General features: G+C 71.9%; 1 protein-coding gene. It reads right to left on the bottom strand.

Annotated elements, in window-relative coordinates:
- The coding region (locus tag D8M34_RS18670; protein ID WP_274543291.1) for a vitamin B12 dependent-methionine synthase activation domain-containing protein at positions 1-668 on the bottom strand (668 nt) is incomplete at its 3' end.
- Positions 669-723: the final 55 nt, after the last annotated feature.

Here is a 723-nt window from a genome sequence, read left to right on the forward strand (position 1 = left end):
GGCACCAGGTAGTCGACGAGGCGGCGGTGGGCCCGCCCGTCCGGCTTCACGTTCTGCTGGCGCAGCAGCGGGAGCCGCACGTCACCGCCGTCCGGCGAGATCACGATGTCCTCGCCCTCGGCACGGGCCGGCCAGAAGCCGTAGACGCCCTTCGCGGTGAAGCGGTCCTCGGCGATGATCTGGTCCAGCATCGCGTTGGCGTCGTCGTAGAGCTCCTTGGCGACCGGCGAGTTCAGGATCTGCGGGAACTTGCCCTTGAGCTCCCAGGCCAGGAACAGGAACTGCCAGTCGATCAGCTCGCGGAGCTCGGCGATCGTCGGCTCGCACGGCCGCACCCCGGTGAACTCCGGGACGGGCGGCTCGCCGAAGTCCACGGCCTCGCGGTTGGCGACGGCGTCGGCGAAGGGCAGCAGCGGCTTGGCCTGCCGTCCCTCGTGCTGCTCGCGCAACCGCTGCTGGTCGGCGTCGTTGCGCTTGGACAGGGCCTCGGCGCGGTCGTCGTCGAGCCGGTCGGAGACGACCCCGACGACCCGGGAGGCGTCCAGGACGTGCAGGACGTCGCCCTGGTACCGCTGGGCGATCTTCACCGCGGTGTGCTGGCGGGAGGTCGCGGCGCCGCCGATGAGCCGGGGCAGCTTCAGGCCGCGCCCCTCCCTCTCGTTCGCCACTTTCACCCTCTCGCCGAGCGAGGGGGTTCTCAGGCCGGCCAGCCCGACGCCGTCG

Origin of the sequence: Microbacterium sp. HSID17254, assembly GCF_003989315.1 — a bacterium.
In the GTDB taxonomy this organism is placed as follows: domain Bacteria; phylum Actinomycetota; class Actinomycetes; order Actinomycetales; family Microbacteriaceae; genus Microbacterium.